We start from the raw sequence: 15,428 nt of genomic DNA on the forward strand, positions 1-15,428 counted from the left end.
CGCGCCACGCGGCCCGTCATTTCTGGCGCCAGCCCAGCGTGATGTAGCCGGCCCGGCCCTGCGTGTTGTACGGGAAGGCCAGCTGGTAGTTCTTGTCGAAGAGGTTTTCCACCCGGGCGGCAACGAACCATTGCTTGTCGATGTTGTAGCGCGCGTTGAGGTTGACGATACCGTATCCGCCCAGTGTGCGCGAGCCCGCGTCCAGGCGCGACGACGACAGCAGCCACTCGCCGCCGAAGCGCCAGTTGCCGAAGTTGCGGCCCACGTCGAACGCGGCATGCCGGCGCGCGCGGCGCACGAGCTGGGTGTTGCTCTGCTCGTCGACCGGATTCTGGAACGTGACGCTGGCCCCGACATCGGTGTTCCACAGCGTCGCGCGCCAGGAGGCTTCGAGGCCTTGTACCTTGGCCTTGTTGACGTTGCTCGGCAGGAACAAGCCATTCGGCTGCGCCACCGTGACGATCAGGTCGCTGTAGCGCGTTTCAAAGGCCGTCACGCGCAGCAGGCCGGTTTGCGGCGTGTTGTACTGCACGCCGGCTTCGGCCGACTTGGCGCGCTCGGGCTGCAGGTTCGGATTGCCGAACCCCGGGAAATACAGCTCATTGAAAGTCGGCGCACGGAAGGCGTTGCTGACATTGGCGATCAGCTTGAACGCCTCGGTCAGGTTGTAGCCATAGCCGGCAAAGAAGCTGCCCTGGTTGCCGAAATCCGAATAGTGGTCGTTGCGGCCATTGAGCTGCAGCTGGTGTTTGCCGAAGCGCCCGTCATAGCCGCCGAACACCGAGAAGACATTGCGCGAGGGCGCGACGTACGAGCTGGAATCGAGCTCCTGCTGCAGGTAGTCGGTGCCGAACAGCAGCGTGTGCGTCGCGGCCAGCGCGTACTCGTTCTGCCAGTTGAACTGGCGGTTGCGCGTGTTGAAGGTGCCGTTGTTCGCACCATTCAGGAAGTTCTCGCTGCGGTCCTCGCTCTGCGCGAGCTTGAAGTGCGTGGCCCAGTCGGGAAGCACCTTGCCATTGACGAAGGCCGATACGGTGTACAGATCGCTGTTGGAGCGGTTGTCGTCGGTGGGCCGGCCGAAGCTGCTGTCGTACGACAGCTTGCTCTTCGAGTAGTAGCCGGCCACGCCCGCGTCCCAGTCGGTCGTGAAGCGGTGCTTGACCTGCGCCGACACGCTCTGGTTCTCGTACGGGTTGTCGTTCGGGTTGGCGCGCGGCGCCTGCTGCGTGTTGATCGACGAAAAGCCGTCGGTCTTGAACGCGGAGCCGGTCACGTTGAACGAGGTATCGTCGATCTGGCCGCCGTATCCGACCGTGCCCTGGCGCGTGTTGTTGCTGCCGTATTCGACCTGCGCGTTTGCCGCCGGTGCCTGGCCGGCACCGCTCTTGGTGAAGATCTGCACCACGCCGCCGATCGCGTCCGAGCCGTACAGCGCCGACACGTTGCCGCGCACCACTTCGATATGGTCGATCTGGTCGGGCAGGATGTTGGCCAGCTGGGCGGTGCCGCTGCTCACGGACGACACGCGCACGCCATCGATCAGGATCAGCGTCTGGTTGGAATTGGCGCCGCGCATGAACAGCGAGGTGTTCGTGCCCATGCCGCCATTGGTGGTGAGCTCCACGCCGGCCTGGTTGCGCAGCAGCGTGCGCAGGTCCGGTGCCTGCGAATTGACGATGTCTTCCTGCGTCACGACCGTGGTGTGCGGCAGGGCCTCGGTGAGCGGCTGCGCCGTGCGGGTCGACGTGACCACCACCGGCGCGAGTTGCGTGAGTTGCGCGGGCGCCGCGTCGGCGGCCGGCTGGGACACGGCCGGGGCCTCGGTCTGTGCCACGGCGGGATTCAGGACAAGGGAAGACAGGGCAGCCAGTACGGCAGCCACGGACGGACGCACCGTCGGCAGCGCCGGACGGTTCGACCTGTAAAGCGATGAACGCATGATGCAGGAATGGATAGGACAGCCAGACCCGTTCCCCCGCGGGCCAGATGGCGATGAGGCGTGCCGCGCATGGGCGGCAGCCCGCGTTCAGGCCGGTATCCGGGCTGACGGCGCCAGGCTGGCCGCCTTCCCGAACGCTTGTGGTTCAGTGGCAATGGGCCAGCCCTGCGATACCGCGTGTGGACAGGTATCGCGGCCGCTTACCGTTGCGGGGGCAGCACAGGTTGGCCTGGCCGAGCAGTCTGTCGGCCGCGGCTCCCTGTTTCCCGTTGAACTGCCACTTGCCTTGGGCGAAATGGCGAGCACCTGGAACGAGCGCGAGTGTAGGCAGTTTCCCTAGCCGAGTCAATGCGGCCCCCGACCGCCCTTGTCGACGCGCAAATGGCGCACAAACGGTGATTTCGGCGCAGAAGCGGGCAACTTCCGCGCGTCATGGCGGTCACACCCGCCTTGCCTTTCATTGTGCGCGACGACGCTTCGGCTAGAATCCCGATACCTGACACCTTTCACCATGACAGGCCCTATGCTTAACGAACTCGAACAGCTGGCCGCCAAGATCGGACGCGTGCTCCATCACGCGGACACCCTGGCGGCGGAGAACCAGAGGCTGCGCGACGAAATCGCGCGCCTGGAAGGCGAGGCCGCACAGTTGCGCGGCGAGCGCGAAGCCATGGCCGCCGATCGCGAACTGCTCAATATCAAGATCGAGGAAGCGCAACAGCGCATCCAGTCCATCCTGGACAAGCTGCCCACCGCGGGCGATTCGCGCCAGCTCGACCTGCTCGGCGAAGACACCGGGTCGTCGGCCCAGGAACGCGTCGCGCACAAGGCCTCCGGAGAACACGCATGAGCAACAAGCAAGTCGAAGTGAACATCGCCGGCCAGCCCTACCGCTTCGCGATCGCGCCCGAGAACGAGGCCGCGCTGCTGGACGCCGTGGCGCTGGTGGACACGCAGATGAACAAGCTGCGCAACAACGCCTCGGCCAAGGGCGTGGAGCGCGTGGCGGTGATGGCGGCGATCAGCATCGCGTCAGACCTGCTGGCCCTGCAGCGCAAGCAGCAGTCGGATGGCGCAATCCCCGTGGATGCCATCCGCGCGCGCATTCGCGAACTCAACGAGCGCGCCGACGAGGCCCTGCGCCAGTACGCGCATGTCGGCACGGGCACGCAGGCACAGCCGAACTGAGCGCGGCCCGCACGCGCATGTGCGCTGGATGTGCGCTGTCGAGCAAAATGTAACGATGCGGTCGGGTGGACTTGGTATGCAACACATCGAGGTGTATAGTGTAGCCAGACTGCACGAGGCACCACAGATGTGCAGCAAAATGGCCGGGTTATCGCGCCTGGCCGCCGTTCTCATCCCATCCTAGTTAGAAACGGCAAACGTCTGACATCCCGCCCGCGAGTCCGAATTCTGGTCACGTCGGGATGTCCGGAGCGTCAGACGTTTGACAGTTTCCCTGCCTGGTTCGCGAGGGTCATAAACTCCTTGAACCGATATGCATCGCATGGTGCGGGATCATGTCGTATGGGCGAGCGCGTCGCTACATTCATAGTCCGGGCCTGGCTTGGACTCCCTGAATAGGTGATGTACCCGAAATACGACTTCCGCAGCCACTCTGAACCTCACTTGGGTTCAGGATGCCGACCCAACGGCCGAGGCGGGGACCCCTCAAAAAGGCGGTGGTTTTCACAGACCACCGCCTTTTTTCTTGCCGGGCGCTGCCGCGTCGCGCGTGCAGCGCGTTTTCCAGAACGCCCGCATCCCCGATTGCCATGAGCCGCGCAGAGAACAGCCGCACAGAAAAAGCGCCCGCACGTGCCCGCCAATACTGGCTGATGAAGTCCGAACCGGACGAGGCCAGCATCGATACCCTCGCCAGGGAAGGGACATTGCCGTGGACCGGCGTGCGCAACTACCAGGCGCGCAATTTCATGCGCGACGTCATGCGCATCGGCGACGGCGTGCTGTTCTACCACTCGTCCTGCCCGGAGCCCGGCATTGCGGGGCTCGCCGAGGTCTGCTCGCAGCCCTACCCCGACCCGACCCAGTTCGACCGCAAGAGCGATTACTTCGATGCCGCGTCCAAGGCTGACGAGCCGCGCTGGCAGCTCGTCGACGTGAAGTTCGTGCGCAAGAGCGCACTGATCCCGCTGGCCGAACTGCGCGCGCACGAAGAACTGGCCGATATGGTCGTGCTAAGGCGCGGCAACCGGCTGTCGATCACGCCGGTCACGCCGGCCGAATGGCGCTTCATCACCACGCGGCTGATGGGCTGAGTCGCGCCGCCGGACCGGCGGATGTCCATCACCAGTACAACCACACGCGACGCGGCGTTTTCCTTTCCCATGAGCCTTGCCCTGATTCCCGCCCTGCTCGCGCTGGGCGCCTTTACCGGTTTCTGCGCCGGCCTGCTCGGCGTGGGCGGCGGCATGATGATGGTGCCCTTCCTGACGCTGCTGTTCACCAGCCTCGGCTTTGCCGGCGAGGCCATTGTGCATATGGCCATCGCCACGTCGATGGGCACCATCCTGTTCACTTCGCTGTCGTCGGTGCGCGCCCATCACAAGCGCGGCGCGGTGCGCTGGCCGATCGTGCTGGCGCTGGCACCGGGGATCCTGCTGGGCGGCATGATCGGCGGCGGCAAGGTGTTCGCCGCGCTCAAGACGAGCTGGCTTTCGCTGGCGTTCGCCTGCTTCGTCGGCTTCTCGGCGCTGCAGATGCTGCGCAGCCGGCGCCCCGAGCCAAGCCGGCAGTTGCCGGGCACGCCGGGCATGGTGGGCGCGGGGTCGGCGATCGGCTTCCTGTCCAGCCTGGTCGGGGCGGGCGGCGCCTTTGTCTCGGTACCGTTCATGACCTGGTGCAATGTGCCCATCCACAATGCAGTGGCCACCTCGGCCGCGCTGGGCTTCCCGATTGCGGTGGCCAGCGTGATCGGCTACATCTGGAGCGGCTGGCAGCAGCCGGGCCTGCCGGCCGGGTCGCTCGGCTATCTCTACCTGCCGGCGCTGGTGGCCATTGCCGTCACCAGCGTGCTGACCGCACCGCTGGGCGCGCGCACCGCGCACCGCATGGACGTGGCGCAGCTCAGGAAAGCGTTCGCGGTCCTGCTGCTCTGTCTGGCCAGCTACATGTTCTGGAAGGCCTGGAAGGCATTCTGACGCGTCGGCTGTATGTCGGCTGTATATGCGTACGCGGTAGTGCAGGGAACGATTGCGAGGCGACTGCGTCTCATACCCATCACTTTGACTGGGAGAACAAGATGAAACAACTGCTTGCAGCCACCCTGCTCGGCACCTCGGCGCTGGTCGCATCCGCGCAGAGCATGCCGGCGCCGGCCGGCGTGCTGTCGCTCTCGGCACAGGCCGTGACCGAAGTGCCGACCGACGTCGTGCACCTGACCCTGGCGGCGGAGCAGGAAGGCGCGGAACCGGGCGCGATCTCGTCGCAGCTCTCGACCCGCACGCAGGCCGTCATCAGCCAGGCCAAGCGCACGCCCGGCGTGCAAGCCGAGTCGGGTGGCTTCACGATCCGTCCGAGCACCGACCGCAATGGCCGTATCAGCACCTGGCGCGGCCGTTCCGAAGTCATCCTGCAATCGCGCGATTTTGCGGCCGTGTCGAAGCTGGCCGGTGAACTGGCCAACCAGATGCAGGTACAGGGCATCGCCTTCTCGCTGTCGCGCGAAGCGCGCCAGGCCGCCGAAGGCAAGCTGACCGAGCAGGCCGTGGGCGCCTTCCGCGAAAAGGCGCAGTCCGCCTCGAAGCTGTTCGGCTACAGCAGCTATACGATCCGCGAAGTGAACGTGAACGAGAGCGGCGTGGTGCCGCCGATGCCACGCATGTATGGCGCCGCCAAGGCCATGATGTCCGACTCCGCGGCGCCAGTGCCCGTCGAGGGCGGCAAGACGCAGGTCACCGTGTCGGTGAACGGTTCGGTGCAGATGCTCAAGTAAAACCCGGGCGGCCGGCCGCGCCGGCAGGCCGCCTCACCGCCCCTCAGAGCGCGGCGAACTGCTGCCGCAGCACGTTCTTCTGTACCTTGCCCATGGTGTTGCGCGGAAGTTCGTCCACCACGTGCACGCGCTTGGGCACCTTGAAGTTGGCGATGCGTCCCTTCAGGGTGCCGATCAACTCGCCCTCATCGAGTTCGACGCCGGGCTTCTTCACCACCACGGCCACCACGGCCTCGCCGAAATCGGCATGCGGCACGCCGATCACCGCGCTTTCGGCCACGCCCGGCATCTCGTCGATAAAGCTCTCGATCTCCTTCGGATAGACGTTGTAGCCACCGGAGATGATCAGGTCCTTGCTGCGGCCGACGATGGTCACGTAGTTGCCGGGCACCGCACGCTCGCCTGCCTGGCTGACGATGGCTCCGCCATAGCGGCCCACGTCGCCGGTCTTGAACCAGCCGTCCGCGGTAAATTCCTCGCGCGTCTTCTCCGGCATGCGCCAGTAGCCCTTGAACACGTTCGGGCCCCTGACCTCGATATTGCCGATCTCGCCGATCGCGCTGGGCTTGCCCTCGCCATCGACCACGCGTACCGACACGCCGGGCAGCGGCATGCCGACAGTGCCGCCGATGCGCTCGCCCAGTGCACTGTCATAGGGGTTGGAGACCAGCATCACGGTCTCGCTCATGCCGTAACGCTCGAGGATGGTGTGGCCCGTGCGCTTGCGGAACTCTTCAAAGGTCTCCAGCAGCAGCGGCGCCGAACCCGACACGAACAGCCGCATGCGGCGGCAGGTATCGTCGTCGAAGCGCGACTCCTGCAGCATGCGTACGTAGTAAGTCGGCACGCCCATCATCACGGTGGAGCGCGGCAGGAATTTCAGCACCTGCGCCATGTCGAGCCTGGGCGCCCAGATCATCTTGGCACCGGCCAGCAGCGCGCCGTGCGATGCCACGAACAGGCCGTGCACGTGGAAGATCGGCAGCATGTGCAGCAGCACGTCATCGCTGCGCCAGCCCCAGTATTCATGCAGCGTCTGCGCGTTCGATGCCAGGTTGCCATGCGTGAGCATCGCGCCCTTGCTGCGGCCGGTGGTGCCGGACGTATAGAGGATGGCGGCCAGATCGCCGTCGGCGCGCGGCACGGTCTCGAACGTATCGGGTCGCGCCGCGGCGCGCGACAGCAGCGAGCCGGAGCGGTCTTCGTCGAGCGTGAAGACGTAGCTGGTGCCGTGGCGGAACGCCACCTTCGATACCCAGGCGAAATTCTTGCTGCTGCACACGACCACCGACGGTTCGGCATTGCCGACGAAGTAGTCGATCTCCGCTTCCTGGTAGGCCGTGTTCAGCGGCAGGTAGACATAGCCGGCGCGCAGCGTGGCCAGGTACAGGAACAGCGCCTCGGGCGATTTCTCCACCTGCACGGCCACGCGCGCCCCTTCAGGCAGGCCCAGGCCGGTCAGCAGGTTGGCCAGCTTGGCGGTGGCGCGGTCGAGATCGTCCCAGCTGTAGTACAGGCCGTCGTGCGTTTCGATGCAGCAGGCGGTGCGGTCGGCGGGAAAGCGCGTTTCGAACAGAGCGAACAGGTTGGCGTTCATGGTGCGGATGAAGACAAGGGCTTCCGGAATCCGGGCGCGAAAATCAATGGGCGATTGTAATGCGGAAACGCGCTAGTTCCCCTCGAAGCGCGGGGGACGGCGCGCGAGGAAGGCGGTCACGCCTTCGGCGTGGTCGCCGCCCTCGGCGTAGGCGAAATGTGCGGCCAGATCCTCGGCGGTCAAAGGCTCGGGCTGGGGCGACAGGCGGCGGATCGTCGCCTTGTTGATGCGTGCCGCGACCGGTGCCCCGGCCGTGATCCTGCGCACCGTGGCATCGATCTCGGCCGCCAGTCCGGCCGCGGGCACCACGCGCGTCAGCAGGCCCTTGTCGCGCGCCTCGGCCGCATCGAAGACGCGGCCTTCGAGCAGGATCTCCAGCGCGACGGCACGCCCGGCCAGCGCGAGCAGGCCCTGCAGTTCACCCGGCGCCATCGGAAAGCCGAGCCGGTTGATCGGCACGCCGAAGCGGCTGTTGTCCGCCGCGATGCGCAGGTCGCAATGGCAGGCAATCTCCAGCCCGCCCCCGACGCACACGCCCTCGATCATCGCCACGGTCGGGTGCAGGCACCCGGCAATGGCCGCCAGCGCCGGAGCGATGATCTCCATATGGTAGCGGCGCACCGCGGCCTCGTCGCCGCGCACGGCGGGGAACTCGGCAATGTCGGCGCCGGCGGCAAAATTGCCGTCGGCGCCGCGCACCACCACGCAGCGCAGCGAAGGGTCGGCCGACAGCTGCGTGAAGCCGTCGGCCAGCGCCTGCCACATCTGCGCCGAGATCGCGTTGAGCTTGCCCGGGTGCGACAGCGTGACGGTGGCCGTCGTACCTTCGACAGCGAACTGGACCGTACCGCTCATCGCTCAGTCGATCCTCGCGCCCGAGGCCTGCACCACCTGGGCCCAGCGCTTGATCTCGCTGCGCTGGAACTGGGCGAACTGCTCCTGCGTGAACTGCGGCGTTTCCGAGCCATTGCTGATCCAGACCTGCTTGAGCTCCGGCGTGTTCAGCGCCTTCTCGGTCTCGGTGTACAGGCGGTCGACGATCTCCTTCGGCGTGCCCTTGGGCACCCACATTGCGTACCAGGTCGACACCTCGTAGTTCGGCACGCCCGCCTCCGCCGCGGTCGGCACGTTCGGGAATGCCGGCGAGCGCTTGGCCGATGCCACCGCCAGGGCCTTGATGCGTCCCGCGCGGATATGTTGCGCGGACGAGCCAAGGCCGTCGAACATCATGTCCACCTGGCCGGCGATCAGGTCCGACAGCGCCGGGCCCGCGCCCTTGTACGGGATATGCGTGATGAAGGTCTTGGTCTGCAGCTTGAACAGTTCGCCCGCCAGGTGGTGCGACGAGCCATTGCCCGCCGACCCGTAGTTCAGCTTGCCCGGATTCTTGCGGGCATAGTCGAGCAGTTCCTTCAGGTTGTTGGCCTGCACGCGCGACGGGTTCACCACCACGACCTGCGGCGGCTGCGCAATCACGGTGACCGGGATGAAGTCCTTCTCGATGTCGTAGTCGAGCTTCTTGTAGAACGACGGCGCGATGGCGTGGTGCGCACCGCCGATGAAGACCGTGTAGCCATCCGGCGCGGCCTTGGCCGCCAGGCTCGCGCCCACGGTGCCGCCAGCGCCGCCGCGGTTGTCGATGACGAACTGCTTGCCGATCTGCTTGGAAAGCTGCGCGGTCAGCGGGCGGGCGAAGGCATCGGTGCCACCGCCTGCAGGGAAAGGCACGATCACCGTGACCGGCTTGGACGGCCAGGTATCCGCCAGCGCGGACGGTGCCTGCCATGCCATGCCGGCAAGGCCAGCGACCACGACGGCGGCGCGCGCGCACGCGGCCAGGCTGAACTGACGACGATTCATCTTCACTGTCTCCTCTTTCTCTCGAAGTGGAAAGTTGATCCGGATGCCGCTTGTTGTAAGTCCCGACAACTGCCATCCCCTGCGTTCAGGGAACGGCGCGGCCATGGCATGTCTTGTGTGACCTGACCAGAGTCACAGCAGCTTTCCCACGGCACGGCTGATGCGCGGGTTGCCTTCGCCAAGGCGCGCTAGATTGTCATCCAGTGCCTCGGGCGCGTAAAGGTAATTCACCATCATGCCGCACGACTGCATGCAGCCTTTTCGCGACAGGTCCCCGCCCCAGTTCAGCCGTTCCACGCACGCACCGTTGCCCAGGTGGAAGCGCGCCACCGGGTCCGCGGGCATGGACTGGCTGCGCTCGCGCACGAGGTAATGCGCGGCGAGCGACAACGCGGTGTCGCGCACCACGGCGTCCTGGGAATCGGGCGGCAACGCCGCGAGCCAGCCCGCGCCGTCGGCCGGCGCCGGGCCGTGCCGGTCCTGCCAGCGCGCCAGGCGCCTTGCACCCAGCGCGTCGGCCACGGCGGTGCCGTCCTGCCTGCGCAGCCAGTCGGCAAACCCGGGAATCGGCGATAGCGTAGCGAACTGCCTGACCTTGGGAAACTCGCGTTGCAGCTCCTCGATGACGCGCTTGAGCAGGAAGTTGCCGAAGCTCACGCCGCGCAGGCCCGCCTGCGTATTCGAGATCGAATAGAAAATGGCCCACTTCACGCGGCGCAGGTCTTCCAGCGGCGCGGCCTCGTCGAGCAGCGTCTGGACATTGGCCGCCATCTCGGGCACGAAGGCCACTTCGACAAAAATCAGCGGCTCGCGCGGAATGCGCGGATGGAAGAATGCATAGCAGCGACGGTCGGAATCGAGGCGGTTGCGCAAGTCCGTCCACGACGAGATCTCGTGCACCGCTTCGTAGCGGATCAGCTTCTCGAGCAGCGAGGCCGGCGAGTCCCAGGTGATGGGCTGCAGTTCCAGCAGGCCGACATCGAACCAGTTGGAGAACAGCGCTTCCAGGTCTTCATCGAGCACGCGCAAGCCGGCAATGCGCCGCTGCCAGCGCAGCATGTCGGCACGCAGGTGGATCAGGAAATGCAGGCCGCAGGCGCTATTGCCGCTCTGGCCATGCAGCGCGGCCAGCCGCTTGAAGAAGCGGATGCGCGCATTGGACTGACCCGGCCCCGAGCCGCCGCGCGCCGGCTTGCCGGGCTTGTCTGCGTCCGCGGAGCCGTCTTCGGAGACCGTACCACCGGCCACTTCTGCCAGCACTTCGAGCATGCCGCGACGTCGGCCCTCGTCCGCGGCTTCGTACTCGGCCTGCCAGGCCTGGGCGGCGGCGTTGGCATTGCCGTCTGTCAGCCGCGCCTCCAGGCACAGCCGCAGTTGTTCACGCTGGCGGCGTGCCACGCGCGCGGGCAATGGCGCCGCCTCCGCATCTTTGGACGGTGCCGGCGTCGCATCGGCATCGCCCTTGCGGCCCCACCAGCGTCCGATCCTGGACAACAGGTTGGGGCCCGACGGTTCGCTGACGCCCAGCGGGGCGCTGATCTTCTGGTCGCCGGAGTCGAGGGAGCTCATGGGGTACCTGCCTGGGTGCGTGATGAGTTCGGGAACGCGTGCAGCGCGGCCGCTTCGGCCTGGGCGGTGCGGTCCGGCACCGACAGGGCCGTCAGTGCAACTCGCTGGCGCAGCAGATGGGTCTTCATCAGGGCCTCGGCGCCGTCGGGGTCGTGCGCCTTGAGCGCCGAGAAAATGCTCAGGTGCTCGGCACAGGACTCATTGATGCGCCCCGGCAGCTTCAGGCTCTTGTGCCGCGACAGGCGCAGCACCTTGCGCAGGTCGCTGATCAGCCCCGACAGCCAGCGGTTGCCGGCCAGCCGCTGGATCGCTTCATGAATCTGGAAATTGGTTTCGTAGTAGGCATCGATATCGCCCGCGCCGGCATGCCGCGCAAGCTCGGCGTGCAACCCTTCCAGCGCCTCCAGGTCCTGCGTGGTCGCATTGCGCGCGGCCTCGTACGCGCAGCGTCCTTCCAGCAGCGCCATGAGCGGGAAGATCTCGTCGAGATCGCGCTCGGACAGCTCGTTGACGAAGCAGCCGCGCCTCGGCTCAAGGCGAACCAGGCCTTCGGCGGCAAGCACCTTGAGCGCTTCACGCAGCGGCGTGCGCGAAATGCCGAGTTGGCCGGCGAGCGTGCTTTCGTCGATCCATGCTCCGGGGACGAGCGCGTGCGCGTCGATCATGCCGCGCATGCGGTCCGCCACTTCCAGATACAGCGCCTGCTGGACGATACGCATAAGCCTCCGCCAGGGATCGGTCCGGACCCATCCTGTGCAGGTGGCTCCATAATTCATAATTATGAATAAGCGGAAGTCTCAGGCAAGGCATTTCGATGCTGCGCTGCAACGACTGATGGATCTGCGAGGTCGATTCGGGGAATGAGAAGAGGTGCGGCGGGTGGATGCCAGGCCTCCCCGCCAGCATCCACCCGCGCCTGAAAGAACAGCTGCGGACTATGTCATCGCAGGGTCGCTGCCTGCATGGCATCGTCCCGCGTGGGTCATTGACTTCCGGCGCCGACCCTGCGCCCCCCCTGTTGTCGCACACTGATGTGTGCGCAGATTTTCCCGTCTGCCGTCGTTGGCGGTCCGGTGCCCCCTGCCTGACCCGCAGGTCCTCCCTGGCGCCGTCCTGGCGGGCCTCGGCATGGCCCGCTCTTGTTGTAACAGAAGGGTTAGCGAGGATCGTGCCACGAACGATAAACCATTGTTTTTATTGAGGTCGATAATGAGAAACTTGTTACAAGACCCTATCGATGTAACAGAATGTTTCTCGCTTGTTACGACCAACGCCGTGCGGGCGGCATGCCGCGAGTTTTGGTGCGCGCGGTAGACATTGGCATTTGTGGCGAATTTGCCAGTTCAACCGCCAACATTATGTGGAGTAAGGCACAATCGACACACGCAAATTGGTTGCGCCCATGAAACAACGCGGCACCATGTCCGCGATCCCACCCGACCGGAATTCCGACCATGCAGACCGGCGACACCAGCGCAGTCCCCGCTTACCCTGAAACGCCCGACAGCGGGCAGCCTCCGGCGACACGCCCGGTGGAGCCCATCGTCTTGCGGCTCGCCTTCACTGGCACAGGATCGGAGTATTTCCGGATCTGGATCGTCAACACGCTCCTGACCATCGTCACGTTCGGCATCTATTCCGCGTGGGCCAAGGTCCGCACCTTGCAGTACTTCTATCGCAATACCAGCCTGGACGGCGCCACGTTCGACTATCACGGCAAGCCGGCGGCCATCCTCAAGGGACGCGCCATCGTGTTCGTGCTGGCGCTCGCATTCCAGCTTGCCGGCAAGGTGTCGCCGATGCTGGCAGTCGTGCTGGCACTGGCGCTGGCCGCGGTATTCCCGCTCCTGCTGGTGCGGTCGCTGCGCTTCCGCATGGCGAACTCGAGTTATCGCGGCCTGCGTTTCGCCTTCACTGGCGGCGATGCCGACGCGTACAAGGTGTTCGTGCTGTGGCCGCTGCTGACGGTGTTCACGCTCGGCGCGCTGGCACCGCTGGCGCATCAGCGCCTGAAGCACTACCAGCACAACCACACGCGCTTCGGCACGGCGCCCTTTGCATTCGATGCGTCGGCTGGCTCGTTCTATGGCGTGTACCTGCGCACCTTCGCCATGACGATCGTGGTCGTGCTGGTCGCCGTGGTCGGCGGCATCGCGCTGGGTGCCGGCGCCGGTTCGGGCCGTGGCGCCGCGGTGCTGGCGGGCTTGTTCGGCACCATCGGCATCTATGTCGCCGTGCTGGCCGTGGGCCCGTACTTCAATGCCTCGCTGCAGAACCTTGTCTGGAACCACACCACGCTGGTCCCGCACGGCTTGCGCAGCGAAGTGAATGCAGGCCGTCTGTTCTATATTTTCCTGACGAACATGATTGGCATCGCACTGACCCTGGGCCTGTTCCTGCCATTTGCACGGGTCAGGTCCGCACGCTATCGCGTGGAGTGCATGTCGCTGTTGGCGCGCGCTCCGCTGGACGCCTTCGTCGCGGGCCAGGCCGAGAGCGTGGGAGCGCTCGGCGATGCCGCGGCGGACTGGTACGACATCGACATTGCGCTGTGATCCTGCGTGCGCAGCCGGAGCCCGAAATGACTCACCGATGAAATTGCGCCGATGATTCCCGTCACCTACTTCGATGGCCGCTCTTCGCGAGCGCACCCGGCCACACTGGCCGTGGACGCCGGGCAGGCCGTGCTGCGCGATGCCGATGGCGCGGAACTGCGGCGCGCGGCGCTGTCGTCGCTGCGCGTATCGGAGCGGGTACGGCGCGCGCCGCGCCTGGTCACGTTCGCGGACGGCGCCTTCTGCCAGGTCAGCGACCACGCCGGGTTCGACCGGCTGCTCGCCGAGACGGGGCATCAGGAAGGCTGGGTGGTCAAGGCGCAGAACAGCTGGCGCATGGCGGGCATGGCAGTGGCTGCGCTGGTTGCCGTGTTCGTGCTCGGCTATTACGTAGTGCTGCCGTGGGGGGCGTCGCATATCGCGCAGGCAGTACCGCCCGCGCTCGAGGCGCAGCTCGGCCGCGCCACGCTGACAAGCCTGGACAACGGGCTGGTCGAGCCCACGCGCCTGCCGCCCGCGGAACAGGCGCGCATCCGCACGGGCTTCGCCGGGCTGAAGCGGCCCGACGATCCAGGCCATGACTACCAGATCGTGTTCCGCCGCGGCGGGCGCCTGGGCGCCAATGCGCTGGCCCTGCCCGGCGGCACCATCGTGGTCACGGACGAACTGGTGGGGCTGGCCGGCACGGGCGCCGGCATGCTCGGGGTGCTCGCACACGAGGCGGGCCATATCGCACAACGCCACGGCCTGCAGCAGGTCATCCAGGCCTCGGCGGTCGGCGCGCTGGCGGCCTATATGTTCGGCGACTATTCTTCGGTGCTGGCGGGCGTGCCCGCCGCGATGCTGACGCTGCGCTATTCACGCGAACACGAACGCGAGGCGGATGCCTATGCCATCGAGATCATGCAGCGCAACCGGCTGCCGCCGTCAGCGCTCGCCGATGTCCTGGTCGCGCTCGAGAACCAGAACCGTGTCGCGCAGAAGAACGAACCCGCGTCCGGCGCCAGGGCGGAAGAACCTGCGCTGGACGATTTCCTCTCCACGCACCCGCACACGCGCGAACGGATCGAGGCACTGCGCGCGGCAGGCTCCTGACCGCGCGCGGACGACCTGTCAGGCGCCCGATCCCGCCACAGGCTGCTCATCGGCGGAACGCGCCTGCCTGCGATAAGCCCACACCACCATGGCAATCCCGATCAGGATCATCGGCAGGCTCAGCCACTGGCCCATGGACAGGTGCAGCGCCAGCAGGCCCAGGAAATTGTCCGGCTCGCGCGCGAATTCTGCGGCAAAGCGGAAGCAGCCATAGCCGATCAGGAACACGCCGGACACCGCGCCCATCGGCCGCGGCTTGCGGGCGAACAGCCAGATGATGATGAACAGCGCCACGCCTTCGCCAGCGAACTGGTAGAGCTGCGACGGGTGGCGCGGAATGTTGTCGCCCGCCTGCGGGAAGATCATGCCCCAAGGCAGGTCCGTGGGCCGGCCCCACAGCTCGCCGTTGATGAAGTTGCCGATGCGCCCTGCTGCCAGCCCGCACGGGATCATGGGGGCGATGAAGTCGGTGACCTCCAGCCAGTGGCGCTTGCGCAGGCGCGCGAACAGCCACATCGCCACCAGCACCCCGAGAAAGCCGCCATGGAAGGCCATGCCGCCCTCCCACACCTTGAAGATCTCAAGCGGATGCGCGAGGTAGTACGACGGCTTGTAGAACAGCACATAGCCGAGCCGCCCGCCCAGTATCACGCCCAGCACGCCGAAGAACAGCATGTCGTCGAGATCGCGCGTCACCCAGCCCTTCGCCGCCATATGCGGCTGGTGGATGCGCAGGCGCCCGAACCACAGGAACATGATGAACCCGGCCAGGTACATCAGCCCGTACCAGCGGATGGCAAGCGGGCCAAGATGGATGGCGACCGGATCGAATTGGGGATGAATCAGCATGGTGAG

14 protein-coding genes, 1 other RNA gene and 1 riboswitch are annotated in these 15,428 nt (G+C 66.2%); of the genes, 8 read left to right on the top strand and 7 right to left on the bottom strand.

The window, feature by feature from the left end; genetic code table 11:
* Positions 1-16: 16 nt before the first annotated feature.
* Positions 17-1,939, bottom strand: a complete 1,923-nt coding sequence (locus KHO22_RS02865) for a TonB-dependent receptor plug domain-containing protein (RefSeq protein ID WP_211945594.1) — start codon at positions 1,937-1,939, stop codon at positions 17-19.
* 73 nt (positions 1,940-2,012) lie between these two features.
* Positions 2,013-2,265, bottom strand: a riboswitch (cobalamin riboswitch).
* Between the two features lie 197 nt (positions 2,266-2,462).
* Here KHO22_RS02865 and KHO22_RS02870 point away from each other — a divergent pair.
* The 6 genes from KHO22_RS02870 (at position 2,463) to KHO22_RS02895 (ending at position 5,897) form a co-directional block, all read left to right on the top strand.
* Positions 2,463-2,789 (top strand): hypothetical protein, encoded by a 327-nt coding sequence (locus KHO22_RS02870; RefSeq protein ID WP_211945595.1) that lies wholly within the window; start codon positions 2,463-2,465, stop codon positions 2,787-2,789.
* Positions 2,786-3,127: a cell division protein ZapA gene (locus KHO22_RS02875; RefSeq protein ID WP_211945596.1), complete on the top strand. Its 342-nt coding sequence runs from the start codon at positions 2,786-2,788 to the stop codon at positions 3,125-3,127. Before KHO22_RS02870 ends, KHO22_RS02875 begins: the two co-directional genes overlap by 4 nt.
* Before the next feature lie 268 nt (positions 3,128-3,395).
* Positions 3,396-3,613: non-coding RNA, 6S RNA (gene ssrS, locus KHO22_RS02880), on the top strand.
* Positions 3,614-3,780: 167 nt separating this feature from the next.
* Positions 3,781-4,221: an EVE domain-containing protein gene (locus KHO22_RS02885; protein ID WP_230426730.1), complete on the top strand. Its 441-nt coding sequence runs from the start codon at positions 3,781-3,783 to the stop codon at positions 4,219-4,221.
* Between the two features lie 69 nt (positions 4,222-4,290).
* On the top strand, positions 4,291-5,103 hold the full coding sequence (locus tag KHO22_RS02890; protein ID WP_211945598.1) for a sulfite exporter TauE/SafE family protein: 813 nt from the start codon (positions 4,291-4,293) through the stop codon (positions 5,101-5,103).
* Between the two features lie 101 nt (positions 5,104-5,204).
* Positions 5,205-5,897 (top strand): SIMPL domain-containing protein, encoded by a 693-nt coding sequence (locus KHO22_RS02895; protein WP_211945599.1) that lies wholly within the window; start codon positions 5,205-5,207, stop codon positions 5,895-5,897.
* A 43-nt stretch (positions 5,898-5,940) separates the two neighbouring features.
* On the opposite strand, the gene KHO22_RS02900 is transcribed toward KHO22_RS02895, so the two are convergent.
* The 5 genes from KHO22_RS02900 to KHO22_RS02920 form a co-directional block, all read right to left on the bottom strand.
* Positions 5,941-7,494 carry a malonate--CoA ligase gene (locus KHO22_RS02900; RefSeq protein ID WP_211945600.1) on the bottom strand — a complete coding sequence of 518 codons (1,554 nt, stop codon included), beginning with the start codon at positions 7,492-7,494 and terminating at the stop codon, positions 5,941-5,943.
* Positions 7,495-7,566: 72 nt separating this feature from the next.
* Complete coding sequence (locus KHO22_RS02905; RefSeq protein WP_211945601.1) at positions 7,567-8,349, bottom strand: enoyl-CoA hydratase/isomerase family protein; 783 nt, start codon at positions 8,347-8,349, stop codon at positions 7,567-7,569.
* Between the two features lie 3 nt (positions 8,350-8,352).
* On the bottom strand, positions 8,353-9,354 hold the full coding sequence (locus KHO22_RS02910) for a Bug family tripartite tricarboxylate transporter substrate binding protein (protein ID WP_211945602.1): 1,002 nt from the start codon (positions 9,352-9,354) through the stop codon (positions 8,353-8,355).
* Positions 9,355-9,486: 132 nt separating this feature from the next.
* A complete protein-coding gene (locus tag KHO22_RS02915; protein WP_211945603.1) occupies positions 9,487-10,923 on the bottom strand; it encodes a malonyl-CoA decarboxylase domain-containing protein in 1,437 nt (478 codons plus the stop codon).
* The gene (locus KHO22_RS02920) at positions 10,920-11,642 is read right to left on the bottom strand and encodes a GntR family transcriptional regulator (RefSeq protein WP_211945604.1); all 723 of its coding nucleotides are present in this window, start codon (positions 11,640-11,642) and stop codon (positions 10,920-10,922) included. Before KHO22_RS02920 ends, KHO22_RS02915 begins: the two co-directional genes overlap by 4 nt.
* 735 nt (positions 11,643-12,377) lie before the next feature.
* Between KHO22_RS02920 and KHO22_RS02925 the strand changes: the two genes are divergently transcribed.
* Complete coding sequence (locus KHO22_RS02925; protein WP_211945605.1) at positions 12,378-13,478, top strand: YjgN family protein; 1,101 nt, start codon at positions 12,378-12,380, stop codon at positions 13,476-13,478.
* 51 nt (positions 13,479-13,529) lie between these two features.
* Complete coding sequence (locus KHO22_RS02930; protein WP_211945606.1) at positions 13,530-14,573, top strand: M48 family metallopeptidase; 1,044 nt, start codon at positions 13,530-13,532, stop codon at positions 14,571-14,573.
* A gap of 18 nt (positions 14,574-14,591) precedes the next feature.
* Here the strand turns inward: KHO22_RS02930 and lgt are convergent, their stop codons facing one another.
* The gene (lgt, locus tag KHO22_RS02935) at positions 14,592-15,422 is read right to left on the bottom strand and encodes a prolipoprotein diacylglyceryl transferase (protein WP_211945607.1); all 831 of its coding nucleotides are present in this window, start codon (positions 15,420-15,422) and stop codon (positions 14,592-14,594) included.
* Between the last annotated feature and the right edge of the window lie 6 nt (positions 15,423-15,428).

The sequence above is a fragment of the Cupriavidus yeoncheonensis genome (assembly GCF_905397275.1).
In the GTDB taxonomy this organism is placed as follows: Bacteria; Pseudomonadota; Gammaproteobacteria; order Burkholderiales; family Burkholderiaceae; genus Cupriavidus; species Cupriavidus yeoncheonensis.

Coding starts and splice junctions, on each gene's coding strand:
- KHO22_RS02865 (WP_211945594.1), bottom strand. CDS start 1,939: ATGCGTTCATCGCTTTACAGGTCGAACCGTCCGGCGCTGCCGACGGTG.
- KHO22_RS02870 (WP_211945595.1), top strand. CDS start 2,463: ATGCTTAACGAACTCGAACAGCTGGCCGCCAAGATCGGACGCGTGCTC.
- KHO22_RS02875 (WP_211945596.1), top strand. CDS start 2,786: ATGAGCAACAAGCAAGTCGAAGTGAACATCGCCGGCCAGCCCTACCGC.
- KHO22_RS02885 (WP_230426730.1), top strand. CDS start 3,781: ATGAAGTCCGAACCGGACGAGGCCAGCATCGATACCCTCGCCAGGGAA.
- KHO22_RS02890 (WP_211945598.1), top strand. CDS start 4,291: ATGAGCCTTGCCCTGATTCCCGCCCTGCTCGCGCTGGGCGCCTTTACC.
- KHO22_RS02895 (WP_211945599.1), top strand. CDS start 5,205: ATGAAACAACTGCTTGCAGCCACCCTGCTCGGCACCTCGGCGCTGGTC.
- KHO22_RS02900 (WP_211945600.1), bottom strand. CDS start 7,494: ATGAACGCCAACCTGTTCGCTCTGTTCGAAACGCGCTTTCCCGCCGAC.
- KHO22_RS02905 (WP_211945601.1), bottom strand. CDS start 8,349: ATGAGCGGTACGGTCCAGTTCGCTGTCGAAGGTACGACGGCCACCGTC.
- KHO22_RS02910 (WP_211945602.1), bottom strand. CDS start 9,354: ATGAATCGTCGTCAGTTCAGCCTGGCCGCGTGCGCGCGCGCCGCCGTC.
- KHO22_RS02915 (WP_211945603.1), bottom strand. CDS start 10,923: ATGAGCTCCCTCGACTCCGGCGACCAGAAGATCAGCGCCCCGCTGGGC.
- KHO22_RS02920 (WP_211945604.1), bottom strand. CDS start 11,642: ATGCGTATCGTCCAGCAGGCGCTGTATCTGGAAGTGGCGGACCGCATG.
- KHO22_RS02925 (WP_211945605.1), top strand. CDS start 12,378: ATGCAGACCGGCGACACCAGCGCAGTCCCCGCTTACCCTGAAACGCCC.
- KHO22_RS02930 (WP_211945606.1), top strand. CDS start 13,530: ATGATTCCCGTCACCTACTTCGATGGCCGCTCTTCGCGAGCGCACCCG.
- lgt (WP_211945607.1), bottom strand. CDS start 15,422: ATGCTGATTCATCCCCAATTCGATCCGGTCGCCATCCATCTTGGCCCG.